The sequence below is a fragment of the Lachnotalea sp. AF33-28 genome, from assembly GCF_003477885.1.
GTDB lineage: Bacteria > Bacillota > Clostridia > Lachnospirales > Lachnospiraceae > AF33-28.
The window spans coordinates 125234-144414 of the sequence record NZ_QUEE01000013.1; the positions used below are offsets into that span (position 1 = coordinate 125234).

General features: G+C 49.0%; 15 protein-coding genes. 10 read left to right on the top strand and 5 right to left on the bottom strand.

What is annotated here, in order from left to right; all coding sequences use genetic code 11:
- Positions 1 to 238 precede the first annotated feature (238 nt).
- The 5 genes from DWZ56_RS17060 to DWZ56_RS17080 all read left to right on the top strand — a co-directional run bounded on the left by DWZ56_RS17060 (position 239) and on the right by DWZ56_RS17080 (position 8320).
- A complete protein-coding gene (locus DWZ56_RS17060) occupies positions 239 to 1537 on the top strand; it encodes an aminotransferase class I/II-fold pyridoxal phosphate-dependent enzyme (protein ID WP_118557827.1) in 1299 nt (432 codons plus the stop codon).
- Positions 1538 to 1953: 416 nt separating this feature from the next.
- Entirely contained in the window at positions 1954 to 4017 is a 2064-nt protein-coding gene (locus tag DWZ56_RS17065; RefSeq protein ID WP_118557810.1) for a DNA topoisomerase, read from the top strand.
- 68 nt (positions 4018 to 4085) lie between these two features.
- On the top strand, positions 4086 to 4757 hold the full coding sequence (locus tag DWZ56_RS17070) for an acyltransferase (protein WP_118557811.1): 672 nt from the start codon (positions 4086 to 4088) through the stop codon (positions 4755 to 4757).
- 135 nt (positions 4758 to 4892) lie between these two features.
- Positions 4893 to 5744 carry a DUF368 domain-containing protein gene (locus DWZ56_RS17075; protein WP_158584644.1) on the top strand — a complete coding sequence of 284 codons (852 nt, stop codon included), beginning with the start codon at positions 4893 to 4895 and terminating at the stop codon, positions 5742 to 5744.
- Between the two features lie 5 nt (positions 5745 to 5749).
- Positions 5750 to 8320: a cation-translocating P-type ATPase gene (locus DWZ56_RS17080; protein WP_243095335.1), complete on the top strand. Its 2571-nt coding sequence runs from the start codon at positions 5750 to 5752 to the stop codon at positions 8318 to 8320.
- Positions 8321 to 8440: 120 nt separating this feature from the next.
- Here DWZ56_RS17080 and DWZ56_RS17085 read toward each other — a convergent pair whose 3' ends face one another.
- Positions 8441 to 9295 carry a YihY/virulence factor BrkB family protein gene (locus DWZ56_RS17085; RefSeq protein ID WP_118557814.1) on the bottom strand — a complete coding sequence of 285 codons (855 nt, stop codon included), beginning with the start codon at positions 9293 to 9295 and terminating at the stop codon, positions 8441 to 8443.
- A 535-nt stretch (positions 9296 to 9830) separates the two neighbouring features.
- On the opposite strand from DWZ56_RS17085, the gene pheS reads away from it, so the two are divergent.
- The 3 genes from pheS (at position 9831) to eno (ending at position 14759) form a co-directional block, all read left to right on the top strand.
- Entirely contained in the window at positions 9831 to 10850 is a 1020-nt protein-coding gene (pheS, locus tag DWZ56_RS17090; RefSeq protein WP_118557815.1) for a phenylalanine--tRNA ligase subunit alpha, read from the top strand.
- A 20-nt stretch (positions 10851 to 10870) separates the two neighbouring features.
- Positions 10871 to 13291: a phenylalanine--tRNA ligase subunit beta gene (gene pheT / locus DWZ56_RS17095; protein WP_118557816.1), complete on the top strand. Its 2421-nt coding sequence runs from the start codon at positions 10871 to 10873 to the stop codon at positions 13289 to 13291.
- A gap of 163 nt (positions 13292 to 13454) precedes the next feature.
- Positions 13455 to 14759, top strand: a complete 1305-nt coding sequence (gene eno, locus DWZ56_RS17100) for a phosphopyruvate hydratase (RefSeq protein WP_118557817.1) — start codon at positions 13455 to 13457, stop codon at positions 14757 to 14759.
- 105 nt (positions 14760 to 14864) lie between these two features.
- Here the strand turns inward: eno and DWZ56_RS17105 are convergent, their stop codons facing one another.
- From DWZ56_RS17105 to DWZ56_RS17120, 4 genes are all read right to left on the bottom strand, one after another.
- On the bottom strand, positions 14865 to 15374 hold the full coding sequence (locus DWZ56_RS17105) for a helix-turn-helix domain-containing protein (RefSeq protein WP_118557818.1): 510 nt from the start codon (positions 15372 to 15374) through the stop codon (positions 14865 to 14867).
- Between the two features lie 118 nt (positions 15375 to 15492).
- Positions 15493 to 16089, bottom strand: coding sequence for a GNAT family N-acetyltransferase (locus DWZ56_RS17110; protein WP_118557819.1), 597 nt, complete (start codon positions 16087 to 16089; stop codon positions 15493 to 15495).
- Between the two features lie 34 nt (positions 16090 to 16123).
- Positions 16124 to 16969, bottom strand: coding sequence for an aminoglycoside 6-adenylyltransferase (locus DWZ56_RS17115; RefSeq protein WP_118557828.1), 846 nt, complete (start codon positions 16967 to 16969; stop codon positions 16124 to 16126).
- An 81-nt stretch (positions 16970 to 17050) separates the two neighbouring features.
- A complete protein-coding gene (locus DWZ56_RS17120) occupies positions 17051 to 17593 on the bottom strand; it encodes a helix-turn-helix domain-containing protein (RefSeq protein ID WP_330424909.1) in 543 nt (180 codons plus the stop codon).
- Between the two features lie 172 nt (positions 17594 to 17765).
- Here DWZ56_RS17120 and DWZ56_RS17125 point away from each other — a divergent pair, with 172 nt between their 5' ends.
- Both DWZ56_RS17125 and DWZ56_RS22955 read left to right on the top strand, forming a co-directional pair.
- Positions 17766 to 18218, top strand: coding sequence for a GNAT family N-acetyltransferase (locus DWZ56_RS17125; RefSeq protein WP_118557821.1), 453 nt, complete (start codon positions 17766 to 17768; stop codon positions 18216 to 18218).
- 30 nt (positions 18219 to 18248) lie between these two features.
- A complete protein-coding gene (locus tag DWZ56_RS22955) occupies positions 18249 to 19127 on the top strand; it encodes a GrpB family protein (protein WP_199679618.1) in 879 nt (292 codons plus the stop codon).
- Positions 19128 to 19181 lie beyond the last annotated feature (54 nt).

Consider the following 19181-nt stretch of genomic DNA (forward strand, 5'->3'; position numbering starts at 1 on the left):
CGAAATTTTCTTCTGAAATGAAAAAATGTGATTGTCAGCGGAAAAAAAATGTTGTATAATGTTGAAATTGTAAATTGCGCCATAGGTGAGATATAAAATTATTTTATATCACATCGGGAGTATGAAATCTGTCTGCAAAACTGTGTATTTGAAGAGAAGACATTTGTGCATGATAAACGGAAAAATAGCGGCGGACAGGATCAGAAACGGCGATGATAAAAAGAAGGGATGGAATGTGATGACGGCATATAAAGACAGGAGCACAGAGGAACTGCTGCAGCTGAAGGATTCGTTGGAAGCGGAGTACAAAAAATTTCAGGAAAGAGGATTGAAGCTGGATATGTCCCGCGGCAAGCCTTCGAAAGAGCAGCTGGATTTGTCCATGGAAATGATGGATATCTTAAACAGCGATACCGATTTAAGATGCAGAGAAGGCGTGGACTGCCGGAATTACGGAGTGTTGGACGGCATTCAGGAAGCGAAGGAACTGCTGGCGGCGATGATTGAAGTGCCGGAAGACAAGATCATCATTTATGGCAACTCCAGCCTGAATGTGATGTACGATACGGTGGCCCGTTCCATGACACACGGCGTTATGGGAAGCACTCCCTGGTGCAAGCTGGATAAAGTGAAATTCCTCTGCCCCGTGCCCGGATATGACCGCCATTTCGCAATAACGGAATATTTTGGCATCGAGATGATCAATGTGCCCATGACTCCTGAAGGACCGGATATGGATATGGTGGAGAAGCTGGTCAGCGAGGATGAGGCGATCAAAGGAATCTGGTGTGTGCCCAAGTATTCCAACCCGCAGGGAATTACCTATTCCGATGAAACCGTGCGCCGTTTTGCGCGTCTGAAACCTGCTGCAAAGGATTTCAGAATATACTGGGATAATGCTTATAACGTGCATCACCTGTATTTTGACGATCAGGATGTTTTGATAGAGATTCTGGCCGAGTGCGAAAAAGCGGGTAATCCGGATATGGTCTATAAATTCAGCTCCACTTCCAAGATCAGTTTCCCCGGATCCGGTGTGGCCGCGATCTCCACTTCCTATAATAACCTGAAGGATATCAAAAAGCAGATGGCGATTCAGACCATCGGACACGATAAATTAAATCAGCTTCGCCATGTGAGATACTTTAAAGATCTGAACGGGATCATGGAGCATATGAAAAAGCATGCCGAAATCATGCGTCCGAAATTTGAGGCCGTTCTGGATACACTGGATAGAGAGCTGGGCGGACTAAAGATCGGAAGCTGGATCCGTCCGAAGGGCGGCTATTTCATCTCCTTTGACGCCATGGACGGCTGCGCTAAGGCGATCGTTGCCAGGGCCAAGGAAGCCGGTGTGGTCATGACCGGAGCCGGCGCTACCTATCCTTACGGCAAGGATCCTCACGACAGTAACATCCGCATCGCTCCTTCCTTCCCTTCACCGGATGAGCTGAAGCTGGCGACGGAACTGTTTGTGCTCTGCGTAAAGCTTGTCAGCGTGGAGAAAATCCTGGAGTCCCGCAGCAGTGCCGCCTGATGGAAAGCCCGGCGTTTTAAAACTGAAGAGCATTACGTTAAGGGGTCCGCGATGACAGGATAGTCGCGGACCCTTGTTTTATAAACGAATTTGCGGTTATTACTATTTACAGTTGCCGATAAAGCAGCACAAGAGAGGGCAGGGGATGGTCCTCATTGGGATCCCTTGAAGCCCGCCGGTTCTTTCGCTGCGTAGTTTGCAGCGTTAGAACCGCTGCGCGCTTCATGGAGCGAAAGCGCGTCCCAATGAGGACCATCCCCTGCCCTCTCTTGTGCGGGAAGTTTACCATAACTGTGATCCGTAATAAACGCCCCCTTGACTTAAAAAATATTGGCACCGCTTCTTATTTGTGCTATTATAGATAAGGAAATTTGCGGATAAACAGCCGCAGTAATCAGCAGGAAAGTTGGAAATCTATGTCCAAATCATTATTTATAGCAGAAAAACCCAGTGTGGCCCAGGAGTTTAGCAAGGCGTTAAAATACCGTTTCGGCCGGCGAAACGGCTATCTGGAATCGCCGGAGGCCATTGTGACCTGGTGCGTGGGGCATCTGGTAACCATGAGCTATCCGGAAAGTTATGATCCGAAACTCAAGCGATGGAGTCTGGAAACTCTTCCGTTCATTCCCCGGGAATTCAAATATGAAGTGATACAAAATGTTAAGGATCAGTTTGAAATTGTGAAGGGGCTGCTGACGCGGCCGGATGTGGATACGATCTATGTGTGCACCGACTCCGGGCGGGAGGGGGAGTACATATACCGGCTGGTGGAACAGATGGCCGGGGTGAAGGGAAAGATTAGAAAGCGTGTCTGGATCGATTCCCAGACAGAGGAGGAGATCCTGAAGGGGATAAAAAATGCCAAAGATCTCTCCGCCTATGACAATCTGTCCGCGTCTGCCTATCTTAGAGCCAAGGAAGATTACCTGATGGGAATTAATTTCTCCCGGCTTTTGACGTTAAAATATGGCAACACCATTGCCGGATTTTTGAAGGAGAACCGCACGGTGCTCTCCGTAGGCCGGGTGATGACCTGTGTATTGGGAATGGTGGTGCGCAGGGAGCGGGAGATTCGGGATTTCGTTAAAACCCCTTTTTACCGCGTCCTCGCGGATGTGAACTGTGAGGGCAAGGTGTTTCCGGCGGAATGGCGCGCGGTGGAGGGATCCAAGCATTATCTCATGCCCTATCTCTACAAGGAGAACGGTTTTAAGGAGCGGGCGGCGGCCGAAAAGATGATATCGGAACTAAACGCCGTATCGCCTCTGGAGGGCCGGCTTCTCAAGATGGAGAAGAAAAAGGAGAACAAGTATGCTCCGCTGCTGTTTAACTTAGCCGAGCTGCAAAACGAATGCTCCCGGCTGTTTAAGCAGAGCCCGGATGAGACGCTGCGGATCGTGCAGGAGCTCTATGAGAAAAAGCTCGTGACATACCCAAGAACCGATGCCAGGGTCCTGTCCACAGCGGTGGCTAAAGAGATCCATAAGAATATCGGCGGGCTCAAGCAGATCCCCGGCGTGCGCGCTTTTGCGGAAGAGATACTGACCGGCGGCCTTCACAAGGGGCTGGAGAAGACCAGATATGTGAACGACAAGCAGATCACGGATCATTATGCCATCGTGCCCACCGGACAGGGAATCGGCGGTTTAAAAGCGCTGCCGCCGCTGTCCGTCAAGGTCTATGAGGTGATCGTGCGCCGGTTTTTAAGCATCTTTTTTCCGCCTGCCGTGTATGAAAAATACAGTCTGGAAATACAAATAAAAGAGGAACATTTTTTTGCCAGCTTTCGGGTGATGGTAAAGGAAGGCTATTTAAAGGTGACACAGGTGAAGCGTCCGGCGGATACCGCGCCTGCAGGCAGCAGGGAATCCGGAGAAAGCAGGGGAGTGGACGAGGCGGATGTGGATCTGAAAAATGATCCGGAATTTCTGGAGATCTTAAAGAAGCTGAAAAAAGACTGTATGCTTCCGATCGATCAGCTGTACATAAAGGAGGGGGAGACATCGCCGCCGAAACGCTATACTTCCGGTTCTATGATTCTGGCCATGGAAAATGCAGGCCAGCTCATAGAGGATGAGGAGCTGCGCGCACAGATCAAAGGAAGCGGCATCGGAACCTCCGCTACCCGGGCGGAAATCCTGAAAAAACTGGTAAATATCAAATATCTGGCGCTGAATAAAAAGACGCAGGTAGTCACCCCGACGCTGCTTGGGGAGCTGGTATTTGATGTGGTTGGGGCATCCATTTACCAGCTGCTCAATCCGGAACTGACCGCCAGCTGGGAAAAGGGCCTGACGCTGGTTGCAGAGGGCAGCATCACGGAGGACGAGTATATGCAGAAGCTGGAAAGCTTTATCCGGAACCGCACGGGTTCTGTGCTGCGCGTGAACAACAGCTATGCGTTAAGAAACGGATTCGACGCGGTGGCTGCCAACTATAAAACAGGCAGCAAAAAGGCGGAGGAGACTAAGATGCAGTAATGCATGGGAGTCTGTCATAAATGAATACAGAGAAAGGATAAGCGGCGCATGCCGCCGCAGGCAAGGCCATGAAAGAATTATCGGTGAAGGAATTATATGATTTAAGCCATACGAAAGCGGAAGAACTGCTGGAAAGCGTGGAGTATCCCTGGGAGGCGCTGCCGAAGATCGGTGACTTCATCCGCCGGCTGGGTGAGAGCCTGGACCCGGAAGTGTATGAACAGAGAGGGGATGCTGTCTGGATTGCCAAATCAGCGAAAGTAGCTCCGACCGCTTCCATAAACGGTCCCGCCATCATTGGGGAGAATACCGAGGTGCGCCACGGCGCCTTTATCCGCGGCAATGCCCTGGTGGGCGACGGGGCCGTGGTGGGCAATTCCACGGAGTTAAAAAATGTGATCCTGTTTGATAAGGTACAGGTCCCCCACTACAATTATGTAGGAGATTCCATCCTGGGCTATAAGTCCCATATGGGGGCCGGATCCATCACATCCAATGTGAAGTCCGATAAAAAGCCGGTGGTGATCAAAGCCGGCGAGACCCGGATCACAACCGGCATGAAAAAGATCGGGGCGATGCTGGGCGATGAGGTGGAGGTGGGCTGCGGCAGCGTGCTCAATCCTGGCAGCATCATAGGTCCCCATACAAATATCTATCCTCTTTCCATGGTGCGCGGCTATATACCGGCCCATTCGATTTATAAGCGGCAGGGAGAGATAGTCGCTATGAGAGTAGAGTAACTGAACTGCAGGTCAGCCTGCGCTTTGCCGGATTTTGGCGGGCGCAGGCTTTTCTTATTTATTAGGCATTTTTTTGCACTGGTGCAGATAGAATATAGTGTACACTGGCCAGCTGCGGCTGAAGGGATGGAGATCATGAGAAATAAATGGCTTTCGTATATAGGGAAAGGGTTTGTCACCGGCGCTTCCATGCTGGTTCCCGGCGTCAGCGGCGGAACGATGGCAATGCTGCTGGATATTTATGATGAGCTGATCAGCGCGGTCAGCTCCTTCCTGGATGATAAAAAGGAAAATTCGGCGCTTCTTTTGCTGTTTACACTGGGGGGCTTAGGCGGGATGCTGCTGCTTGCCCGTCCCATCCTTTGGCTGACCCGGACATTTCCGTTTCCAATGCTGTATTTCTTTATGGGAGTGGTCACAGGGGGGGTACCGATGATTTGCGCAAAAGCGGGAGTACATAAAATATCGGTGAAGTCCATGGCCTATCCGGCGTTTGGCATGTTGGCCGTAATCCTGCTGGGGCGCGTATCCGGAGGTCTGGGGTTGTATCAGCTCTCCTCCGGTTTCGGAGCCGTGCTCTGTCTGATCGCGGCAGGGGCAGCGGCAGCGGCGGCTCTGGTGCTTCCAGGTATCAGCGTATCCTATCTGCTGCTTTTGCTCGGCATGTATGAGCCCACGATGGAAGCTCTGGCACAGATGTATCTGCCCTATCTGCTTCCGCTGGCAGCAGGAGGGCTGCTGGGCATTGCGCTCACCACGCGGCTGTTAGAGCGTTGTATGAACAGGCACCCGGAAGTAACGTATCTGCTCATATTGGGATTCATACTAGGGTCGGTGATGGAGATCTTTCCGGGAATCCCCACAGGTTTTCAGCTGTTTTTGTGTCCGGCGATGTTTTTGGGCGGTTGTCTGCTGACAGGATGTATGGCGAAATTGCGCGGGCCCGGCCAGGGCGAGACTATAACAAATCCGGATATGGGGGAATGAACGTGATGCACTATCAAAAGCCGAAGGACGCCCTGCTTAGGGATCTGGACAGCACAGGCAACGGACTGTCCGCTGCCAAGGTGAAAGAACACCAGAAGATTTACGGACCGAACCGCCTGGATGAAATGAAATCGAAAAGCCTTCTGATCGTATTTCTGCAGCAGTTTGAAGATGTGCTGGTGATCATCCTGATCGCAGCAGCTGTGATCTCCATCCTGCTGGAGGATTTTGAGAGTTCGGTTGTGATCATTGTGGTGATTACAATGAATGCCATACTGGGGACCGTTCAGCAGCAGAAAGCCGTCCGTTCCCTGAACAGTTTAAAAAAGCTGTCGGCGCCTACGGCCAAGGTCATGCGTGACCGGACCGTGATGCTGATCCCAGCGCAGGAGGTGACGGTCGGGGATGTGGTCCTGCTGGAGGCGGGGGATTATATCTGCGCCGATGGCAGGATCATCGAAAATGCAAGCCTCAAGATCAATGAAAGCGCGCTGACCGGGGAGAGCGTCAGCGTCGAAAAATATGATATGGTCATCAAGCAGGAGGCGGTGCTGGGCGATCAGGTCAATATGGTATTTGCCGGAAGCTATGTCACCTACGGGCGCGGAAAGTTTGTTGTGACCGCGGTGGGGATGGAAACAGAGGTGGGCAGGATCGCCTCGCTGATCAAGGATACCAAGGATAAAAAAACTCCCCTGCAGATCAGCCTGGACCGGTTTGGACAGCATCTGTCGGCGGTGATCATGATTATCTGCGGAATCCTGTTCATCGTGAGCATCCTGCACGGCGCACCGATCATGGATTCCTTCATGTTTGCCATCGCGCTGGCGGTGGCGGCCATACCGGAAGCATTGAGCTCGATTGTGACCATCGTTCTCTCCTTCGGCACCCAGAAGATGGCCAGGGAACAGGCTATTGTGCGCAACCTCCAGGCCGTGGAAGGCCTGGGCAGCGTATCGGTGATCTGTTCGGATAAGACCGGCACGCTGACACAGAACAAAATGCAGGTTAGAAAATGCTACATAGGCGGAAAGGTGATGGAGGATGAAGATGTGGATGCGGGAAATGCCCTGCAGAACCGTTTTCTGACTGCCGGAATCCTCTGCAACGATTCGTCTCTGGAAGGGGGCCGGGAGATCGGTGATCCAACCGAACTGGCGCTGCTGGCTCTGGCGGATGGCTGTCACGTACCGGCAGCAAGAGTGCGCAGGCAGTATCCGAGGCTTTCAGAGATTCCCTTTGACTCGGAACGTAAACTGATGTCTACGGTGCACCGGGTGGACGGCAGACGGATTATGTATACCAAGGGGGCTGTGGATGTGCTGCTTGGCCGCATGAATCTGGACGGCGGCCTGCGCCGGGAAATTCTGGCGGTCAATGACCGCTTCTCAAAGCAGGGGCTGCGCGTGCTGGCTCTTTCCTGCAGAGAAGTATCTAAAAATACGGTTACGCCGGAGGACGAGAGAGGGCTTACCTTTCTGGGCCTGGCAGCCATGATGGACCCGCCCCGTCCCGAGTCGTCCAGAGCGGTGGAAAAATGTATCCAGGCCGGCATCAAGCCGGTCATGATCACCGGCGACCATAAGATCACCGCATCCGCGGTCGCAAAGCAGATCGGCATCCTTAAGGATGAATCGGAGGCGGTGGAAGGCGCGCAGCTGGATAAACTGACGGACCAGGAGCTGGCTTCCTTTGTGGGAAGATTTTCTGTCTATGCCCGGGTGAACCCGGAACATAAGATCCGTATCGTAAGAGCCTGGCAGGACCGGGGCAACATCGTAGCGATGACCGGGGACGGGGTGAACGATGCGCCGGCTTTAAAGCAGGCCGACATTGGGATCGCCATGGGTCGGACCGGAACGGAGGTGGCAAAGGATGCGGCCTCCATGGTGCTTGCGGATGATAACTTCGCTACCATAGTCAAAGCGGTGGAAAACGGCAGAAATGTCTATGCGAATATTAAACGCTCGATTCAGTTTTTGCTCTCAGGCAATGCGGCGGGCATACTGATGGTGCTCTATGCGTCCCTGGCCGACCTGCCGGTGCCTTTCGCGCCGGTGCATCTGCTGTTTATCAACCTGCTGACCGACAGCCTTCCTGCCATCGCTTTGGGGCTGGAACCCCATACGGAGCTGGTGATGAAGCAGAAGCCCAGGCCCAGGCAGGAGGCGATCCTGACTAAGCGTTTCCTGGCCACGATAACACTGGAGGGATTCATAATCTTTGCTACGACGGCTGCCGCCTTTCATATCGGTTTGAAAAGCGGCGGAGCTATGGCCGGCCGGACCATGGCCTTTGCCACCCTCTGCCTGTCACGGCTCGTTCACGGATTTAACTGCAAATCAGAATATCCTGTCATATTTACAAAGCGTTTTTATAACAATCCATATCTGTGGTTTGCCTTCGGTATCGGCGTCCTGCTTTTAGGAGCGGTGCTCCTGCTGCCCCAGCTTAGCGGAATGTTTCAGGTGGCAGCCCTTGGAGGCAGGCTGCTTGTGGCGATCGGGGGACTGGCGCTTTTAAATCTGTGGGCGATACAGATATTGAAGTGCATACGAAGGGTATTTTTCCGATAGATATTCACGGAAACAAACAGGGCGTCCGCCCCAAGGATCAGTCTTGGGGCGGGCGCCCTGCTTTAATACTAGAGCGTGTTTGAAGATTCACTTTAGCAATGCACGCAGCTCTAGAGCTTTCTATTTATCTTTAGAGGCCAGAGGCTGTATAGGAGTGATGTCATTTTCATCATCGTTTAGAAATACATTGATTTCCGCCCCAATCAGCACAATCTGCATACAGATATACAGCCACAGCATAGCCAGCACGATGGCGGTAAGGCTTCCGTACATATAGGAAAAGTTGGAGAAGTTGTCGATATAAATTGAAAATACAAATGAGAAGATCAGCCATCCTGCCGTTGTAAAAACAGCTCCCGGGAACTGCCTTTTAAGAGAAGTTTTCCGTCCCGGAAAAAGCGCATACATGGCGGTGAAAAACAAAGTCAGTATGCCCACGGCCAGAATCGTGCGTATGCTGATAATATAGCCGGAAATATGGGCGATGACAGGAATCACCTGTTCCAGAAACATCTGCAGCTTATTGCCGAATACCAGTATGATCAGCGAGAACAGTACGATCACAATAAATATGATCGTATAAAAAAAACAGGTGATGCGGAGCTTAAGATATCCACGGGTTTCTTTTACATGAAATACGTTGTTTAATCCCTGCTCGATGGCCAGGATTCCTCTGGATGCGGACCAGAGCGCGGTGATGATGGTGATGGAGATCAGCGTCCCGTTATTGGTATAAAGCTCATCCACAATTGAATTCACCAGATTGTTCAGGTAATCCGGAACCAGACCGTTTAACATACTGACCAGATCCGCCTGCGAAAGGGGTGAAATATACTGGATCAGCGTCAACAGAAGCATGATAAACGGAAATACGGAAAAAATTATGAACAAAGTCGCCTGCCCGGCATATACCGGAACCTTATCATCTGAAACCCTTCTTGAAAACTGAAACCCTTTTTGGATCAACCCGATCATGTAACCCTCCCGGTACAGCGAACACTGATATTCCTTATAGTTTACTATATTTCTGATATAATTACCATTGTTTTTTACAGGCTTTTTCTTTATTGTACTTGACAACCGCTTTTTTTATGCTAGAATATGTGATAAGCAAAATGAAAAGAAAAAGGCTGTGAAGGTGATCGGTCCGCCATGCTGCGGCGCCGTCAGTAGATGCGTATTTTCTGTCAGAGAGAGGAAGCCACCGGCTGAAAGCTTCCTTAAGTTCAGATATGTATTCGAAGTTCCCACCGAAGCTGCGTCTCCCAAACCGTGTGCGGCAGTAAGAGACGACGTATTTACACGTTACGTAGTCCGAGTGCCCGCTTTATGCGGGAATCAGGGTGGTACCGCGAGTTATGTCTCGTCCCTTTGTGGACGGGGCTTTTTTTGTTTAATAGGGCCCCTGGTGGACTCCTTTTTCATTTCATCGAAACGCGGAATCAATTTAATTCAACAGGAAAGCATGTCCTGACGCTGCATGCAGGATACATTGAAATGGAGGAAAAAAATGAAGGACAGATTAGAGCAGATCAAAAGCGAAGCGCTCGCCAAGATCGAAGAAAGCAGCGCTCTGGAAAAACTGAATGAAATCAGAGTGGCTTATCTGGGCAAGAAGGGGGAGCTCACCAGCGTGCTCAAAAGCATGAAGGATGTGGCGCCTGAAGACCGCCCGAAGGTAGGGCAGATGGTGAATGACGCCCGTGCTGTGATCGAAGAGAAGCTGGAAGAAACCAGAGCGAAGCTTGCGAGGGCTCTTAGAGAGGAGCAGCTTCGGACGGAGGTCATCGATGTGACTCTGCCTGCGAAGAAAACAGTCATGGGTCACCGCCACCCGTGTTCCATCGCGCTGGAGGAAGTAGAGCGCATCTTTGTGGGTATGGGATATGAAGTTGTGGAAGGCCCCGAAGTGGAATACGATTACTACAACTTTGAAGCGCTGAACATTCCGAAAAACCATCCGGCCAGAGATGAACAGGATACCTTCTATATTAATGACAGCATCCTGCTGCGTTCCCAGACCTCTCCGGTACAGGTGCGCACCATGGAGAAGAAGAAACCTCCGATCCGCATCATCGCTCCGGGCAGAGTGTTCCGTTCCGACGAGGTGGATGCCACCCATTCCCCTTCCTTCCATCAGATTGAAGGGCTGGTGGTGGATAAGAATATCACATTTGCGGATCTGAAAGGAACGCTGGCGCAGTTTGCGGCGGAACTGTTCGGGCCGGATACGAAGGTGAAGTTCCGCCCCCATCATTTCCCGTTCACGGAGCCCAGTGCGGAGGTGGATGTCAGCTGCTTTAAATGCGGCGGAAAGGGATGCCGTTTCTGCAAGGGGTCCGGCTGGATTGAGATCTTAGGCTGCGGCATGGTGCATCCCAACGTGCTTCGGATGTGCAATATCGATCCGGATGAATACTCCGGCTTCGCGTTTGGCGTCGGCCTGGAGCGAATCGCGCTTCTCAAATACGAAATTGACGATATGAGACTGCTGTATGAAAACGATGCGCGTTTCCTGAAGCAGTTCTAAGATAGAGGGAGGAAAATACAATGAACACCGCATTATCATGGATTAAGGCCTATGTGCCGGATCTGGATGTCACGGCCCAGGAATATACGGACGCGATGACGCTGACCGGAACAAAGGTGGAGGAATATACCTGCCTGGATAAGAATCTGGAAAAAATCGTGGTAGGTCAGATCACTAAGATAGAGAGGCATCCGGATGCGGATAAGCTGATTGTCTGCCAGGTAAACGTAGGGGAGCAGAGCATTCAGATCGTGACCGGCGCGCCCAATGTGAAAGAGGGAGATAAGGTTCCCGTAGTGCTGGACGGCGGAAAGGTGGCCGGAGGCCATGACGGCGGGCCGCTGCCCGAGGACGGCATCAGAATCAAGAAGGGCAAGCTAAGAGGCGTGGAATCCTTCGGCATGATGTGCTCCATTGAAGAACTGGGTTCTTCCCGCGATATGTATCCCGATGCGCCGGAGAGCGGAATCTATATCCTGCCTGCTGATGCGCCCGTGGGTGCCGACGCGGTGGAAGTGCTGGGACTGCGTGACGCTGTATTTGAATATGAGATCACATCCAACCGTGTGGACTGCTACAGCGTGCTGGGCATCGCCAGAGAGGCGGCTGTTACCTTTGGCAAGGAGTTTCATCCGCCGATGCCGGAAGCAAAGGGCAATGACGAAAAAGCGTCGGATTATGTTTCCGTGGAAGTGCAGGATGCGGATCTCTGCCCCAGATACTGCGCCAGAGTGGTTAAGAATATCAAAATCGCCCAGTCTCCGAAGTGGATGCAGAGACATCTGGCGGCCAGCGGCATACGCCCCATCAATAACCTGGTGGATATCACCAACTATGTGATGGAGGAATACGGACAGCCCATGCATGCGTTTGATTTAGACATGGTAGCCGGACATAAGATCATCGTAAGGCGGGCCAAGGACGGCGATCTGTTTCAGACGCTGGACGGCCAGGAGAGAAAGCTGGACTCCGAGGTGCTGATGATCTGCGATCAGGATAAGGAGATCGGCATTGCCGGAATCATGGGCGGTGAAAATTCCAAGATTACGGACAGCGTAAAAACCGTATTGTTTGAAGCAGCATGCTTTGACGGAACTAATATCCGCCTTTCCGCAAAACGCCTGGGACTGCGCACCGATGCGTCCGGCAAATTTGAAAAAGGGCTGGACCCGAATAACGCGGAGCTTGCTATCAACAGGGCCTGCCAGCTGATTGAAGAGCTGGGCTGCGGCGAAGTGGTCGGGGGCATGGTGGATGTATATCCTAAGAAGACGGAGCCTAAGCATATTGCGTTTGAACCGGAACGCATCAACCGTCTGCTGGGAACAGAGATACCTGAAGCGGATATGCTTAAAATCTTTGAAAAGCTGGAGCTTAAATACGATCCCGATAAGAAGGAGATCGTTGTGCCAACCTTCCGACAGGACCTGGAATGCGGCGCCGATATCGCGGAAGAGGTGGCAAGGTTTTATGGCTATGATATCATCCCGACCACCCTGCCCACCGGAGAGGCCACTGCAGGAAAGCTGTCATTTAAGCTTAGGGTAGAGGCTGTGGCCAGGGATATCGCTGAATTTTCCGGCTTCTGCGAGGGCATGACCTATTCCTTTGAGAGCCCGAAGGTATTTGATAAACTGCTGATTCCGCAGGAGAGTATATTAAGAAATGCGGTAACCATATCCAACCCTCTGGGAGAGGATTACAGCATCATGCGCACCACGACGCTGCACGGCATGCTGTCTTCACTGGCAACCAATTATAATAGAAGAAACAAGAATGTGCGCCTGTATGAACTGGGCAATGTATACCTTCCCAAAGCGCTGCCGCTTACCGAACTTCCCGATGAGCGGATGCAGTTTACGCTCGGTTTTTACGGCGACGGGGATTTCTACACAATGAAGGGAGTGGTGGAGGAATTCTTCGAAAAGGTGGGACTGCACAAAAAGATCGGGTATGATCCCACCTCAGGCAAGCCCTTCCTGCATCCGGGCCGCCAGGCCGATATCCTCTACCGCGGCAAGACCGTGGGCTATTTAGGAGAAGTGCATCCGGATGTGGCTGATAATTACGGTATTGGAGAGCGCGCATACCTGGCGGTGATCGATATGCCTCAGATCGTGGAGTGGGCCACCTTCGACCGCAAGTATGAAGGCATTGCCAGATTCCCGGCTGTGACCAGGGATATCAGTATGGTAGCCCGGAAAGAGATTCTGGCCGGCCAGATCGAAGAGATCATCGAGAAGAAGGGCGGCAAGCTGCTGGAAAGCTATCAGCTGTTTGATATTTATGAAGGAAGCCAGATTAAAAACGGCTATAAATCCATCGCGTACAACATCACCTTCCGCGCCAAGGACAGGACATTGGAGGATCGGGAAGTGGGAGAAGTCATGGATAAAATATTAAAGTCACTGGGCGAACTGGGCATTGAACTGCGCGCCTGACCCTAAAAAGAGGAACCGTCATCTCATATGGAGCTGACGGTTCCTCTTTTTTTAGTGCGCCCGGCGGCGCACGTTTCTATCGTATGATTTGACGGCGGTGTATAAAAGTCATATCACTGGAAGATACTGTATATCATAGATCAGTATATTAGGAGGAGAAGCCATGAAACAATGTTTAAAGATTACGGAAGTATTCGGCAGAGAGATCCTGGATTCCCGGGGCAACCCCACGGTGGAAGTGGAGGTGACGCTGGAGGATGGGAGTGTGGGACGCGCCTGCGTGCCGTCGGGAGCTTCCACCGGTAAGTTTGAAGCGGTGGAGCTTCGGGACGGAACAAAGCGCTATCACGGTCTGGGCGTGCAGAAAGCGGTAACCCATGTCAACACCGTGCTGGCAGAAGCGGTGAAAGGTCATAACGGTCTGGACCAGTGCCATATCGACAGCATCATGATAAAGGAAGACGGCACACAGAATAAGTCCAATCTGGGAGCCAATGCGATCCTCGGAATATCTCTGGCGACGGCCAGGGCCGCGGCCGCCGCGCTGCATATGCCGCTGTACCGCTACCTGGGCGGCATCCATGCCATAAAGCTTCCGGTTCCTATGATGAACATTTTAAACGGAGGAAAGCATGCCGATAACACGGTGGATTTACAGGAATTCATGATCATGCCTGTGGGAGCTCTTTCTTTCCAGCACGGCCTTCAGATGTGCGCCGATATCTATCACACCCTGAAGGCGCTTTTGAAAGAAAACGGCATGTCCACCGCGGTGGGAGATGAGGGAGGCTTCGCTCCGGACTTAAAAGACGCTGAGGAAGTGCTTTCCTATATTGTCAGGGCCACAGAGCTTAGCGGCTATATGCCGGGCAAGGATATCTGCATCGCCATGGACGCAGCATCCAGCGAGCTGTATAACGAGGAGACCGGCCGCTATGATTTTCCCGGAGAGAGCAAGATGGCGGGGCATACGGTTTCCAGAACTGCGGAGGAGATGGTGGCTTATCTCGAATATCTGGCGGATAAATTCCCCATAGTATCCATTGAAGACGGCCTCCATGAGGAGGACTGGCAGGGCTGGAAGATCCTGACCGAGCGTCTGGGCGGCCGGATTCAGCTGGTGGGGGACGATCTGTTTGTCACCAATACGGAACGTCTCAAAAAAGGCATTGATAACGGCATAGGAAACGCGATCTTAGTGAAGGTGAATCAGATCGGCACGCTGACGGAAAGCTTCGCCGCCATCCAGATGGCCCAGCAGGCAGGTTACAACGCCGTGATCTCCCACCGCAGCGGAGAGACGGAGGATTCCACCATCGCGGATATCGCCGTGGCCGTTAATGCAGGGCAGATAAAGACCGGCGCGCCCTGCCGTTCTGACCGTACGGCCAAATACAACCAGCTGCTTCGCATCGCAGATGATCTGGGCACAAACGCGGTATATGAGAATCCGTTTTTAATGAAATAGCGTAAGATCCCACTGATTGAATGATCGGAAAGGTGTTAAAAAACATACCTTTCCGATTCCTTTTAACCAGTACGGATTTGCTATACCTCGAAAAGCAGGGGGATGTCATACTTTCTTTCTTGTCAGGCAACCCCCAATGATTGCTCCCAAAAAGACAAGCGGTGCTGTTCGAACGAACAGCCACTCAAATGCGTGAAACACTGCTTTGGCAACTGCGGTTTCGGGGTCGCTAAAATTCCATCCCAAGTAAGAACTATTTAATACTATTAGGACTGCAAAAATAGCCGCTATAACCGCGCACAGTGAGATAAAAAGCCAATGAATCGCTTTTTGTCCCGTTGCTTTCCTTTGCGCAAGCTGCAGGTTTATGACCTCAAGTTTTTCGGAAATTGCTTTTAAGTCATCAGCCTTCGTCTCGACAACGGTTTCTCCAAGCAGTGTGCTAACAGGTGTCTCAAAAACCTCTGATATGGAAATCAACATATCGGCATCTGGAACCGACAGACCTTGTTCCCATTTAGAGACCGTTTGTCTCACCACATTCAACTTGATTGCAAGTTCCTCCTGCGAAAGCCCTTTGGATTTTCTAATTGTTTTAATGTTTTCGTTTAGCATCAGATATGACCTCCTTTCACCGTTATTATACGGAGGGAAAGCTCGTTGCGGCAAGCAACGCATATTAACATTTCGCTAACTAATGAGTTGTATTTATTCTTACGAACTGGGATTTGTGTTATTCTTCAACGGACAATTTCTCAACAAAATGATTTTCGTACATATTCCAATATTTCATATATACCCGCTCGTCATTTCCATCAAAATTAAGCTGATACATTCTAAAGAATACGGGGAAGTCTTTCGGCTGCCATTGTTCTTCGTAAGTATAGCAGTATTTCATACCGCAGGCTTTCATAACATTACCGCTTCGAGGGTTGTTTTTGTCGTGTGTTGCGGTAATATACGGAAGTCCGTCTTTTCTTACCTGCTCAACAACGACCTTTCCCGCTTCGGAAACAATACCTTTATGCCAAAATTCCTGACGGAGTCCGTAGCCGAAATCGTGATGTTCTTCCATATCAACATTTACATAATCAATTGGGTAGTTGTCCTCTTTGAGGCAGATCGCATACGCATAAGCCTGTGGCTGCGCATACTTTGCAGCATATCGTTCCTCATAGAACCTCTTGGTTTCTTCAAGGTCTTTCATCGGATACCACGGAAGAAATTTATTGACTTCCTCATCTTTAAGAATAAAGAAAAGGGCTTCCAAATCGTTTTCGTTGAATTTTCTCAAAATCAGACGTTCTGTTTCGATTGTTGGGGTATTCATAATGTTTTCTCCTAATAAATGCTAAATCCAACTATTAAAAATACTTATGATAAAAATATTCAGCATATTTCGTCATATTTTTATCGTAGTCAGGATATCTATACTGTAAACGTTCCGCCACTATGCCTGCACATTCCCTAAATATAGACAAGCACGAAAAGAATGATTCCCACATCATTTCATAAGAATCATTTCGATAAGAGCTTAAGAGGTTTTCCCATACTTCCTGTGGCAAATATTGTACGATAAATTTATAATTTTTTCCAACACTGAAATCAAATCCGTGTTCCGTTCCTACCTGCCAGGAGAGCATACGCAGCAATTCATCCCTCATCAATTGTAAATGGTCGATGGCATATAAAATTTCCCGCCTGCACAATCCTTTCACAACATATGATGTAAGATTCCAGAATTCATTGCAGCAATCATCTAAACTGCGGGCTGTTGGCTTTTTAATCCAATACTCTTCATCAGTAGGAATCACATCTGCGTGCGAATCTCCGCTTTTATCCAGAATAATTTTACGTAATTTATCTTGCTTTAAATAATCTGAAAACTGCGATTCTTCCAAAAGTGTCAGATCCATTTTTGTGTAGTCATCGAAAATGATCAGATAAGAATAACCGTCCTCCACTGCTGGAAATAGTTCCATATTCTCCGGTTTCTGCATCATAACGATATTTCCAAAAAAGGACAGCCAATCATCATTAGCTGTAAATTTATTGATATCGGTAACAAAATACGTAATATCAAAGTCCTGAAAAGGATCTTTCGGAATATTTTCATTTACCCGCGACCCTTCCATACCGACAATACGGATATTCTCATTTTTTTCAGCAAACTGTATGATCGCATTCAGCATTTCTTCCGGTGTTCTCACTGTAAAGTCTGCTCCTTTCATTTAATTTGTTCCGTTCATGACAATCGTATCTGGGACAAAGCATATTAGCTGAAATAATTATCAGGAATTATACAAAATCATGTGTAATGAAATTACTTCACTTCCGATATTATGATAAGAATGAATGGTATCTCCCTTGAAACGGATACTTTCATTCTCCGCAACAATGAATGATTTATCATCAAACTGTATTTCGAGTCTGCCACAGAAAACGGTAATAAACTCAATGGTTCCCCGCAGATGCGGTTCGGATTTCCAGTAGCTTCCAGGATCCAGCTCTAAAAAATATACCGCAAATCTACGGTTTTCATCATCTGGAAAAATAGAGTAATTTTTAACTTTGCCTTCGTCCTCCATCAAAGGCTGTATTTCAGACAGTTTTACAATTTCATAGGGGGATTTTGGACGCACGGTCAAAGCATCGAAGGGAACTTTCATGCCGTTAGCAATTTTCCACAATGTAGAAACCGTAGGATTACCATCCCCCCGCTCAATCTGTGCCAGCATACTCTTACTGACGCCGCTTAATTTTGAAAGCTCATCCATACTCAGTTTATTTTTTTCGCGCAGCAACTTTATATTGCAGGCTACGATCTGATTCATTGTATACAAGTTTTCGGCCTCCTTTTGCTTGACAATATATCGAACAAGACGTATCATTATATTGATGAACGACATAATGAACTTTTTGTTCTATTATATCGTTCAGGGACTTGACTGTAAAGGGAAAACCAAAATGAAACAAGTAAACCTGTATTATACGGAGTGTGATTAAATGAAAATCCTATCGTATCAAGAAAAATATAAGAAAGATTTTATAGAACTGAATCTGGTATGGATCAAAAAGTACTTTAAAGAAGAGCCTCAAGATGTTATAATGCTGAACGAAGTAGAAACTTTCCTGGAAAAAGGTGCGGCAGTATATTTTGCTGTGGAGCAGGATAAAGCGATCGCAACTTGTATGGTGGTTCCAAGAGACGGGCAGGTATGGGAAATATGTAAACTTGCCACAGAAGAACACTGTATGGGGAAGGGGGCCGGTTCTGCGGTATTAACGGCGTGTATGAACTATGCAAAAGAGCATGGCGCAAAGAAACTGATGATTGTATCAAATACCGTTTTATCTGCAGCCATGCATTTATATGCTAAGGTCGGTTTTAAAGAAGTTCCTATTGACAATAAAGAGTACGAACGTGTGAATATACAGCTTGAACTAAGTTTTGATTAAATGACCCTGCTGCCATTTGGAGGTCGGAGTATGATTGGATTAAAACGAGGAACTGTTAAACTGTGTGAACATGATAAAGAGTGGGAAGTTGAAGCTTTAAATACAATTTCCCGTTTAAAGAAGATATTGCGTAATGTTATAAAAGATATACAGCACGTGGGAAGTACCTCTATATCTTCTATAAAGGCAAAGCCGATCATTGATATAGCAGTTGCAGTCGATGATTTCAACGACATTCTTGCTTTCGAAGAAGCGTTGAAAAATGACGGTTTTTACTATCGGCCCAATGCAGGGGCATCTATTAAAAATCAGCTGCTGTTTGCCTGCGGCAGCTATTATGATGGAACAGGAGAGCTGCAGACTCATTTTATTCATGTTGTTCTGAACAATAGTATGGAGTGGATAAACTACATAAATTTCAGAGATTATCTTAACAGCACACCTTCAGCTGCTAAAGAGTATGAAGATTTGAAAATGTCTCTGGCTCTGCAGGCTCCTGTTGATAACGGCAGAGAAAAGTATCTCAAAGGGAAGCACAATTTTATCGTTTATACTTTGAGAAAAGCTCTCGTGAAATCTTATCTCGGAAAAACAGTTAACATGAAAATAGACAGACCGATTGGAAGTGTACATCCTAAACACCCCGACCTTATCTATCCAGTTAACTATGGATATATACCAAATGTATTTAGTGGCGATGGCGAGGAACTTGATGTGTACTTACTAGGTATGGATGCCCCGGTCAAAGAATATTCGGCCTGTATCATCGGAATAATCCATCGCCACAACGATGTGGAAGACAAACTTGTCGCCGCACCTGAGGGAATCCGCTTCACGAAAGAGGAGATTACAAAAGCAGTATATTTTCAGGAGCAATTTTATGAATATGAAATTGAGATTTACTCATAGACGGGAGTGTAAAATAAAGTGTGTAAGTTACCGGTAACCAAACTTACGCACTTT